Origin of the sequence: Sivoneniella epilithica UHCC 1019, from assembly GCF_040830845.1 — a bacterium.
GTDB lineage: Bacteria > Cyanobacteriota > Cyanobacteriia > Leptolyngbyales > Leptolyngbyaceae > ULC077BIN1.
On sequence record NZ_JBFPDP010000019.1, the window covers coordinates 56,023 to 66,971 of the forward strand.

At 49.2% G+C, this 10,949-nt stretch carries 6 protein-coding genes; 1 reads left to right on the forward strand and 5 read right to left on the reverse strand.

Going from position 1 to position 10,949, the window contains the following annotated elements; all coding sequences use genetic code 11:
* Positions 1–22: 22 nt before the first annotated feature.
* Positions 23–3,757, reverse strand: coding sequence for a PAS domain S-box protein (locus tag AB3R30_RS13475; protein WP_458649711.1), 3,735 nt, complete (start codon positions 3,755–3,757; stop codon positions 23–25).
* 307 nt (positions 3,758–4,064) lie between these two features.
* The gene (locus AB3R30_RS13480; RefSeq protein ID WP_458649712.1) at positions 4,065–6,686 is read right to left on the reverse strand and encodes a CHAT domain-containing protein; all 2,622 of its coding nucleotides are present in this window, start codon (positions 6,684–6,686) and stop codon (positions 4,065–4,067) included.
* Between the two features lie 96 nt (positions 6,687–6,782).
* Here AB3R30_RS13480 and AB3R30_RS13485 point away from each other — a divergent pair, with 96 nt between their 5' ends.
* Positions 6,783–7,703, forward strand: a complete 921-nt coding sequence (locus AB3R30_RS13485) for an Rpn family recombination-promoting nuclease/putative transposase (protein WP_458649713.1) — start codon at positions 6,783–6,785, stop codon at positions 7,701–7,703.
* Positions 7,704–7,768: 65 nt separating this feature from the next.
* Here AB3R30_RS13485 and gor read toward each other — a convergent pair whose 3' ends face one another.
* From gor to AB3R30_RS13500, 3 genes are all read right to left on the reverse strand, one after another.
* Complete coding sequence (gene gor, locus AB3R30_RS13490) at positions 7,769–9,118, reverse strand: glutathione-disulfide reductase (RefSeq protein ID WP_458649714.1); 1,350 nt, start codon at positions 9,116–9,118, stop codon at positions 7,769–7,771.
* Positions 9,119–9,415: 297 nt separating this feature from the next.
* Positions 9,416–9,958, reverse strand: a complete 543-nt coding sequence (locus tag AB3R30_RS13495) for a redoxin family protein (RefSeq protein WP_458649715.1) — start codon at positions 9,956–9,958, stop codon at positions 9,416–9,418.
* 74 nt (positions 9,959–10,032) lie between these two features.
* Positions 10,033–10,917 carry a DUF928 domain-containing protein gene (locus AB3R30_RS13500; protein ID WP_458649716.1) on the reverse strand — a complete coding sequence of 295 codons (885 nt, stop codon included), beginning with the start codon at positions 10,915–10,917 and terminating at the stop codon, positions 10,033–10,035.
* Between the last annotated feature and the right edge of the window lie 32 nt (positions 10,918–10,949).

Below are 10,949 nucleotides of genomic sequence, written 5' to 3' on the forward strand. Positions count from 1 at the left end.
AGATTAGGAGTGGACTGATCGGCTAACTACTGCCACCGACGGCAATATCGATGACGGCAATATCGAGCCATTTAGTTCGGTGGAAACCGGGTTTCTCGCCTTTTTTCACCTGGCTTGTGGTGCCGTTTACGGTTGCTAGCATAGTTTCAAGCTGGACTAGCTCGGTAATATCGATCGCAGAACCAATCACACCCTGCACCTGATTGTCGGCATCAATCAATGGATGAAGATTGACTTGATGCCAGCGCAATTTTCCTTGTGCGGTAGAAATCGCTTTCGGTGAAATAATCTGGGATTGGCGAGTTTGCATCACTTCTTGATCGATCGCCCGGAAGTTTTCAACTTGGGCACTCGCCGAATTAAAGTCCACATCTCTTTTGCCCACAATCGCGGCGATCGTGGTGTCATAAATATCCGCAAAGGCTTGATTCACCATAAGATACCGCCCCTCGCGATCTTTCACAAAAATGGCAGAAGGCACCGCATCAATTACTTGGCGTAAACACAACTCTTGAGCTTGGAGTGCGGCTTCAACCTGTTTCCGCTCACTGATATCCATGACAATGCCGTGCCATGCTGTATCTCCATTGGTTCGCTGCTCCGGGCGAGAGGTGCCCTGAAGCCATTTCAGCTTGCCCGATGGAGTAATAACGCGCCACTCGTGTTTAAACAAAGTCAGAGTTTCAGCGCTATGGGCAACTGCGGCTTGGTAGGCAGCCACATCTTCAGGATGAATACAGCGAAATAGAAGAGCGGCATCGTTCAGGATAGCCGATGCGGGCAGTTCATGAATCGCTTCGATCGCCGCACTCATGTATTCAAACCAGACGCGCCCATCCAACGACTGCACCACCGTATAAATATTGCCTGGAATGGTGGCGGATAGTTGCTCAAACCGAGCTTCAATTTCTTTACGGGCGGTTATATCCAGGCTGGTGCCCACCATGCGAACCACTTGTCCGATTTCGTTAAAAATAGGCTTGCCGCGATTTTCGGCATGGCAGATTGAACCATCGGGGCGGAGAAACCGCAGATCAATTTTGTAGGCGGTTCCTGCGGCGATCGCGGTTTGAAAAACTTGCCTGAAGCGATCGCGATCCTCAGAATGAATCATCTGCCCCACAATCTGTTCAAAGGAGAGCGCTGATTGACTGGGAGCAATACCAAACATATGGAACAATTCTTCGCTCAACAAAACCTGATTCGTTGCAACTTCTAGCTCCCAACTGCCAATATGAGCAATCCGTTGGGCTTCACGCAGGCTGGCTTCCTGTTGGCGCAAACTGGCTTCAATCTGTTTGCGATCGCTGATATCAATGGCAGCCGCCGTCACGCTCCAGCAGTTTTTTACGTCATCTCGGCGAAACGTCACTTGGTCGGCAATCCATCGCAGGGAGCCATTTTTGTGATAGAAACGATACTCTGTTGTCACGGTTTCCGCTTGAGTGGGAGGAATCACACCTACGGGTTTGTGGCGATCGTCGGGATGCACTCGCGAAAACCAGAGGCGAGTGTCTGCAAATAACTCCTCTGGCAAATATCCAAAGACCCGTTCATTATTGGGCGAAAAATAATCATATTCAATGTGACCATCGGCATAGAGGTCATAGCTACAAATAGCAATGGTTGCCGTATCAAGCACCTGGTTTAGCTTGGCTTCTGATTGTTGCAGGGCAAGCTCTAACTGTTTGCGATCGGTGATATCCACAGCGGCAATGGTGGCAAGCCAGTAGCTATCCGTTTCATCGCGCCGAAAGGTCATATAGTCCACAATCCAGCGCCAGCAACCATCCTTACGACAAAAGCGGTACTCGGCGCTAAAATAGCGGGTTTCTGGGATGCGGCTGTAGGTTAGAAATAGTTTATCGTAGTCATCGGGATGCACCCGTGAGAGCCAGAGGTCGGAATCTGCCATTATTTCAGCAGGCGAAAAGCCAAACATGGTTTCATGGCTGGGTGAAAAGTATTCATATTGGCAGCGATCGCTAGGGTAAATCTTAAAACAGCAAATCGCCGCCTCGGAGCTATTGAGAATGTCGCTTAGTTTGGCTTCCGACTTTTTCAACGCAACTTCTAAGCGTTTGCGATCGGTGATATCTTTACCAACGGAAAGCAAGCAGCGCTGCCCATCCAGTTCGACCAATTCACAGGATGCCAGCAAAAATATCTGCTTGCCAGAGCTAGTCACCCACTCAATTTCCATCCCCTGAAGCCTGCCAGACTCGTTTAAGGTTTGCATCGCTTGCTGTTGTTCTTCAAACGATGCCACCCAAGTTCCCAAATGATCCAGTGAGTGCCCAATAATGTCCTCTCTGGAATATTCCAGCAGGTTAACAAAGCTATCGTTAACTTCTAAATATTTTCCTTCTGGAAAACTTCTCAGGCTAATGGGGTCTGGAGATGCCCGAAAAATTTTGGCAAATCGCTCTTCCGATTCCTGTAAAGCATCTTTCACCTCTTCAAATGACTCTTGTAAATAGGCGGTCATTTGGTTGAAGGTGTATGCCAAAATTTCTAGCTCGGCGATCGGGCTGTTTTCATCAACCGGGTTTTCTAGGCGGTCTAATGCGAGATCTTGGCTGGCTTGGCTAAGCTGAGAAATAGGTTTCGTAATCCAGTAGGTGGTGACTAATCCTAGGGCAAGAGAGCCAGCCAAAGCCGCAATCATTAGATGAATGGTGACCTGATTGCTGCGGCTAATGTCTGCAATAAAATCGGCTTCGGGCACGACGACGACAATGAGCCAATCCAAGCCGGCTTTGTCTTGATAGGGCACGACTCGCACAAAATTTCGCTGGTGATCTTCCACAAAGCTCAAATTTTTGGGTTCGGCGATCGCCTTCAGATCCCGAAACTCATCCTTCAAATACTCTGCCGTTGCTTGGGTGAGAAAATTTTGACTACGGGTAGCAGGCAACCGAAAGCTTTTCTGTTGGTCAGAGTTTTGTTGATGTGGCTTTAATCGGAATGGGGTTTCTGAGGTAGAAGTCGCAACAAGTTCGCCCGATCTCTCCACCAAAAACGCCTGCCCACCCCGAGAAATGTCTAATTTCTGTAAAAATCTGCTGATTTCTTCCAGATGCAGTTCTGACACTAATACGCCCTTAAATTTACCGGTTGGCTCAAACAGGGGAGATGCAAAAGAAATCGCCACTCTAGAATTAAACTGATATTGAAAAATAGGACTCCACACCGATTTACCTGCTTGTTTCGCCGCCGTATATCCAGGGCGCAGGCGAGGATCATACTTGGGGATGGTCTTTAACAGACTTTTGATTGTGCCGTAATCGTTCAGTAAATAGATGCGACGCAAGCCGCGATCGCCTTGCGTCAGGGTGGATAAATAAGAACGACCATTCGACAGATTGGCAACGCTAATCAATTCCCGTGCTTCGTTCGCATAGTAAATCGTCGTTACCGATTCTAAAAAGCGCTTTTGTCCCCAAAACTGTCGCTGGACTTGCTCAAAATTCTTTAGATTTAGCACTCCTGCTTCAACGGCATCCAGGTTGATTTTATTGATCGATTGCGGCGTTTCTAAATAAGTCCGGATGCGTTCTTGAATGCGATCGCCCACCTGACTGGTTAACTGAGTTGCAAAGCTGTTTATCGCCACTTGTCCATTGCGAAATGACAAATAGCCCGTTAGCCCTACAGCACCTACCACTTGCAGCACAAAGGGCAAAATCAGCACGAGTCGGAGTGGAATACCATGGATGCGAGGCGGAAACTGAGGTTTAAGAGCAGATTTTTCCACAGAAACACCTAAAATTTATGGAAGCGGTGCATTGAATCGATCGGGAAACACTCTTGATGATGCCTAAAACGTTTTAGCGATCATGACTCTAGCTTTGATGAGTGAAACCCACAATTTGCTCTGCTCAAGGGTTTTAACAGTTTTTGACCTTTATCCTAAAAGCTCTACTTAACATACCCCAGTCTAAGTAGAAATTCATAGTGCTATAAGCAAAAGCTAGTTTTTGGGCGATCGCAATCAGCGTTAATTTTTCTCCCAAATGATTTGCAGAGGTTGGTAAACGGGCGATCGCCGAACTGAACAGACACTACAGCCAATTGCCAACTAAGACATAGGGTGCCCAAAAGAAAGGATGGCGGAATTCGGGGCGTTGCAGCAGTTGAAGCTGGGATTGGCGTAGGGCTTCGGCTTTGGTGGTGCCCGATCGCGCTAATTCCTGATAGAAATCGACCATCAGCGAAGAGGTGGATTGGTCATCCACTGCCCACAGTGTGGCTAAAGTGCTTCGGGCACCCGATCGCACTGCCACGCCTGCCAATCCTAAAGCGGCTCGGCGATCGCCCTCGGCAGTTTGGCAAGCACTCAACACCAGCAGTTCAATGGGAGTTTGGGTTTCTTGCGCTCTGGCTTGCAGCAGTTCGCCCAACTGTTTCACGTCGATTCGGCGATCGTAGGTGAGGATAAAGGTTTTGTCGGCATTGGAGCTAAATTGTCCATGGGTTGCCAGATGAATCACCCGAAACGGCGAACCGCTCACCTGCGCTTGAAAGGTATCTGTGGTAAAAGTTTGGTTGAACAATACCTGGGTGGGCACTTCGGCAGTAATCCGCTGAATTTCAGTTTCCACACCAGGAAGTGCAGAAAAGCCCTGCCGCTCTTCGCTCAGTCCACCCACTAGCACCTTTAGCTGTTGGCGTTGCAGCGGACGCGGATCAAGCAGTTGCAAGCCAGGAGTCAACGCCACGCTATATTTTTCAATCAGATATTGACGACCATCATACAAGGCTGCCATCGGTAAGCTTTTGATCGAACCATCTAACACAAATGCCAGAGTTTTGATATCGCTTGCGGCTAAATCTGCCTCCGCCGGACGGATGAGCAGGTCATAAAGTTTGCTAGCGATCGCCAATCGTTCCCGAGAAGACGAGGTGCGCCGCAGCGATCGTCGCATTTGGTCAATTAAAGTCTCCAGATTTTTCTGAGAGATTTCGGTCGCGTAATGGCGTAGCGGCTGCTTGGGAATCGACAGCACCACCTCTAAACGGTTGGGCAAGATGATTGGATAGACCACTGCACTTTTAGGATCGACTTGATCCACTTGGGCTGGGCGACCTGTGAGACAGGCTTCTTTAAAAAAGTTGTCCAGTTCTGCCAGTTGCAATGACTCAATTACTTCTCGCGCTTTTCGGAGATTGTCTTGGTTTGCGGGCTGTCCATTCGTGGGTTCCAACAGCAAGGCGACAAACTCGCGATAGACTGGCTCAACGCTTTCGCGAAACGAAAACTGGATATCGGGACTGCTAGCAACTAAGTCATTCCGAATCGAGTTGAGAGTGGTAACGGCTTGACTGTAGGCAGCGATCGCCTGTTCCTGCTGCCCCTGTTCCTGCAAAACGCGCCCAAGCTGCCACTGCCAACGATAGGCAACATCTGGTGCATTCACAGCTTGCGCCAAAATCAACGCTTGCTCAGTCAGTTTTTGGGCTTCCGTCCGCTGTTGGCTGCGCTCATAGAGTTCTCCCAAATAACCCAACGCATAGGATTCTGCCCGCTGATCCCCAATTTGCTTGGCATCGTTGACTGCGGTTGCTAATAGTTGAGCTTCTTTTGTTAAGGAAAATGGCTGATCTGTTCCAAGCCCTTTGATCAAACTTTGAACAAAATTCACCCGTGCATAGATTGTCGTGCGGCTAGGTGGCAGCGTTGCCAGTTGGGGACGAATTTCGGCTGCTAAAGATTGCACTCGTTGAAGTTGATTCAGGTCTGTCAGCAACCGCAGTTGATTAAGTTGCGCCTGCACCGTGGTTGTAGAGTTGCTAGAATTACTGGCGGCTTGCTGATAGTATTGCAGGGCAGTTTCGGAATCTTGACGAGCGCGGGCAGTGTTGCCCAAACTCAGTAGTGCGAGAGTAACATCGGAGGCTGATTCTAACCGCTGGGCGATCGCCAAACTTTGTTGCAGCACTTTTTCGGCTGCTGCCAATTCACCCGCCAAGCGTAATGCATCGCCATAGTTGACTAAGCCAGCCGCTTTGAGTAGCGAATCGGGCTGAGTGGTCAGAGTTTGATTGACTTGCTCCAAAGTCGATTTGGCACGGGGATACAGTCCTAATGCCCTCAATGCTTGACTTTGATTAATCTGGCTGCGAATCATGCCGCTGGGTTCCTTGGCGCGCTGATACGCGGTTGTTGCCGCTTGCCAGGAAAGCAGCGCGGGTTCTGCCTGCCCTTGTGCGAGTTGCAGACTGCCTCGAATATTAAACGCTTGTGCCAGTAAAACAGGGGCTTCAGTAGCGCTTGCTTTCGCTTGTTCGTTGCTCAATAGCCTAATGCCATCGGCGATCGCCTGGTTGCCTCCAGTCCACTGTCCTAACTGCTGATACGCCAGTGCTAGATTGCTCAACACGACTGCCTGATTGAGGCGATCGCCCCGACTAGCAAACACCTGAGCCGCTGGCAGCCAAGCGCCCACTGCTGCGGTATACTGCCCCGACTGATAATACGCTTTGCCTGCCTGCACTGCCTTTAAGGGATCAGCCGTAGCAATAGTGATCTGATTAGGACTAGGCGATGTGATGGTAGCGATCGCCCCACTTTGAGAAGACGCAGCACTCACGTTGGCACTCACGAGCAAAATTCCCAGCACCACACACAGGCTGAGACGAAAAACTCGCCGCATTGCAGGACTCAACTGAACAGAGACAGTCATAGGAACTTTCAAACACTGGCAGAATAAGCTGATGTCATTATCGCCTGCATTTTCACCATCGTCGAGAACGACCACCACAAAACCCTACAGAAATTATTGGATGATGCTGTCCTGCTGAAAAACGCTGCCAATGATACGATTAGCAAGATTTCACCCAAAGCCTGCATGTCGTTTGATAATGTTTGCAAACTCTTGTCCGAGAAGTATCCTGACCGTTTTGCCAGTTGGGTTTTAGGCACTCCACACTCCCTAGTAGAAGTCCTCAAAACCGAGTTAAGCATTGAGCCAATTCGAGCAGATTACGTCACTCTCTTACAACTGCAAGGACAAATCCTACATCTAGAGTTTCAGACTCGGTGGGACTCAAACCCGCCCCTACCACTGCGAATGCTCGATTATTGGGTGCGGCTCTATCGGCTTTATCGATTGCCGATCGCTCAAGTAGTGGTGCTATTGCTGCCGCCACCCGAAGAGACTGTGATTGAGACAGCTTTTGTGATGGGCGCCACTCGTCATGACTATCGAGTGATCCGCTTGTGGGAGGAAGACGCGACCGTGTTGCTCAATGACCCAGCCCTCCTCCCTTTGGCAACCTTGGCAGCAACCAGTGGCACAGAACCGCTATTAGAAGCAGTGGCGCAACGAGTCAACCAGCTAGACGATAGCCGCCGTCAAGAAGTCTTAGACTACGCCAAAATTCTAGCTGGGTTAAAATTTGAGAAAGACCTGATTCGGCAACTATTTCGGGAGGGCATGATGCGTGACTCTGTGATTGTGCAAGAAATTTTGGAAGAGGGTAGGCAAGAGGGTAGGCAAGAGGGTAGGCAAGAGGGTAGACAAGAGACAGGACGATCGCTGATTTTGCGGTTGTTGACTCGACGAGTGGGTGACCTGCCGGAAACTTGGCGATCGCGGATTAGCACTCTTTCGTTAGAGCAACTCGAAAATCTGGGTGACGCATTGTTAGATTTTGAGGCGATCGCCGATTTAGAAGCTTGGTTTAGAGCTTCAGAGTAGTCTTCTGTCGTTGACAATTTGAGATTAACTAGAGCGCCCAGCCAATCGTCAAACCAATCGTCAAACTACCGCATGGTGACAAATTCTTCGGCAGAACTGGGATGAATGCCAACGGTGGCATCAAAGTTAGCTTTAGTGGCTCCCATTTTCAGGGCGATCGCCACTCCTTGAATAATTTCTGCGGCATGATCGCCGACCATATGAGCGCCCAGCACCTTATCGGTTTTTTCGTCCACAATCAGCTTCATTAAGGTCTTTTCATCCTTGCCTGCCAGGGTGTAATACATCGGGCGAAACTTCGAGCGATAGACTTTAATTGAGTCACCATACTGTTCACGAGCTTCGGCTTCTGTCAAGCCAACGGTTGCGGCTTCGGGGGAAGTAAACACAGCGGTAGGAATATTTTCATAGGTCATAAAGCGCGACTTGCCGCCAAATACGGTATCTGCGAAGGCGCGACCTTCGTTGATGGCAACGGGAGTTAAGTTGATGTTATTGGTGCAGTCACCGAGAGCAAAAATATGGTTTTCTGCCGTGTGGCTATATTGATCAACCGCGATCGCGCCATCATGTAGTTTCACCCCTGTATTTTCCAATCCTAAGTTGTGCAAATTGGGTTTTCGTCCCACGGCTGCCAAACTCACAGCATCCGCATAAACGGTTTCGGCGGTGTCTCCTTTGCCTACTGAAATTGCAACACCATTGTCAGTTTTTTCAATTGCAATCAGTTGTGCATCGGTATATAACTGAATGCCATGGTTGATCATTCCCTGTTGAATTTCAGTTCTAATGTCATCATCAAAGCCGCGCAAAATCTTATCACCGCGAATGATTTGAATGACTTCAGTTCCAAGTCCATTTAAGATGCAAGCAAACTCGCAGCCAATATATCCACCGCCTAAAATAACGAGTTTTTTAGGTTGTTCTTTTAGATTGAAAATATCGTCCGAGACGATCGCGTGTTCAATGCCTAAAATATTAGGTCGATGCGGTTTGCCACCCACTGCAATCAAAATTTTGTCCGCAGTAATTTGTTGCTCGCCGATCGCGATCGTGTGAGAAGCGACAAAGCTAGCATGTCCATGAAACAGTTCTACTTTGGAATTATCTAACATCCGCTGATAAATTCCGTTGAGGCGCGTCACCTCATCGTTCACCGCCGTGATCATGGTGTCCCAATTAAGAGAACTTTTCACCTCACTCCAGCCATATCCTTTTGCTTCTTCAAACACGTGTGGAAAGTGAGCAGCATACACCATCAATTTTTTTGGGACACAACCCCGATTCACACAGGTGCCACCCAAGCGATCGTATTCAGCAATGCCAACCTTTGCGCCATATTCGGCTGCCCGTCGAGCCGTGGCAATTCCACCAGAACCCGCCCCAATCACAAATAGGTCAAAGTCGTAGCTCATAGTTCCCTCGAAATGGATTGGTCATAGGGGTGTTTCGTAAAACGCCCCTACAGAATTTACAAAATAGCTCTGTTATAAGGTAACGCTAGCGCGAGGTTATAGAGTAACGCTATGCGATGTGCAACCTTCCTGAAACAACGCAAACACTCCCCACCCTGCGGGAAGCAAGCTATATCCTAGCCCTCTCCCGCAGGAGAGGGAATAAGAGATCTCTTGAAAGCCCCTCTCCTGCGGGAGAGGGGTTTGGGGTGAGGGTTCTTAGTTGCACATCGCGGAACGCTACGCGATCGCAAACTCTTATACAGGAACTTGAGCGCTCTTCAAATAGTTCATCATCGTATCGGCATCAGACACTTCAAACGGGTCGATCGGGCAGTTATCGCCAAAATCTGGCTCAACAAACATCTTTTCAATCACGCCATCATTCACCAGCATGGAATAGCGCCAAGAACGCATCCCAAACCCTAGATTTGATTTATCAACCAGCATCCCCATTTTGCGGGTAAATTCGCCATTGCCGTCGGGCAGCAAGAAAACATGCTCAGCGCCCATGTTTTTGCCCCATTGAAACATGACAAACGCATCATTTACAGAAATACAAATAATGCTATCAATACCCTGCGCCTGAAACTCGTCATAAAGTTCTTCATAGCGGGGCAAATGACTGGTAGAACAGGTGGGCGTAAACGCACCCGGCAACGAGAACACAATAACTCGCTTGCCCCCAAAGATGTCCTGAGTTGTCGTGTCTTGCCAGCGGTAGGGATTGGAACCCTCAACCGACTCATCGCGAACACGGGTTTTGAATACAACAGTGGGAACTCGTTCGATCGCCGCCATACTGACCTCTTTATTTTAAATGCCTGGTTAATAGATTAAAGCCGAACTCCTACTTTGGGTAGATTGACAAACTACTAATTTGCAAATGGCTGGTCTACAATCTCTTCCGGTTTAAACTCTTCGGATGAACCCGACAGCACCATGCTGTTTAACAAGCTTTGCCAATCGCTTTTTAAGCTAGGGTCAGCAAAGTCTTTTTGGCGAAGTTCTGCCACAGTGGTTAGGGCATCATGCCAAATGCCGTTTTCTGCATAGATCACCGCTTTTTGGATGCCTGTGGCAGTGATAGCCGTGTCAAGATTGTCCCGCACAATCACGCCCTCAACCTGCATTTTGTCGCTTGCATTAGGGCTAGAGGCACAGTTCAGAGTCAATGCCCAACGATAGCGTTTGCCAATGTCCAGGGCTTTGGCTGAGGAAGGAATGCGAACTGCCATGATGCCGGGTTTATTTGGCAACTGGACTGGGATGGAGGGAATGACGATCGCAAACGACTTGCCATCATCCTCTACTACAGTCAAATTCGCCGGGATCGCTTGTTTTTGGGTGTAGGGCATATAAAACCATAGGGTGGGATGCGCGGCGGTGGTATAGCCCCACACATTCGTTTTGGGGCGTTGACCCGGTCGCGCCTCTTCTTCAAATTGAACCAATGCTGTCAGGGGGGGTGTGGCTTTGGGACAAAGACTGGGTGCAGCCTTGTTTTCGGTGCTGCGGGAAGATCCAGTCCGAACCCGCCCCCCTGCTGCCCGTCCTTGAAGGTTGCGCCGCACCGATTGCAAACTGCCCCCTCGCCGAGCCAACTGCATCGGAGCCGATCGCCCCTGAGCTAGCACCGATGACGCTGAAGCGGCGGGTAGCTGGATTGATTCTGTTGCCTGGATTGCAAGGCTGCTAACTAGCGCGATCGCAATACCAAAACTCCATCCTCTCAAATTGCCGGGTTGAATGCCTTTCATGATGCTTCTCCTAATTAAATTTAAATCTGCTT